A 314-nucleotide genomic window follows, 5' to 3' on the forward strand; every position below is an offset into this window, starting at 1 on the left:
GGGCGAGCGGCTGCTCTGCTCGCCCACCATCTGCAGCCCCTGCCAGTGGAAGGTCATTATTTCCGCATCCGGCTCGCCGTGGCGATGCAGAATTTTATGCGTGCGCCGCCCCAGCGCATCATAGCGGTACTGCACGCGGCTGAACGTCCGGTGCCCGCTCAGCCGCACCTCGCTGAGCTGATGCTCCGCGTTATAGCTGAAGAACTGCTCCGCGGCCCCCCGCGCCGCTTTGCGCCAGGCCAGGCGGCCAAAACCGTCATACTCCTGACGCGCACCTTTCAGCCTGCGCAGCAGGTTGTGCCATACCACCTGCC

1 pseudogene is annotated in these 314 nt (G+C 65.6%); it reads right to left on the bottom strand.

What is annotated here, in order from left to right:
• A pseudogene (locus tag NG42_RS22965) lies at window positions 1–314 on the bottom strand (RHS repeat domain-containing protein); the annotation flags it as partial.

It is taken from the genome of Winslowiella iniecta, from assembly GCF_001267535.1.
Classification (GTDB): Bacteria; Pseudomonadota; Gammaproteobacteria; order Enterobacterales; family Enterobacteriaceae; genus Erwinia; species Erwinia iniecta.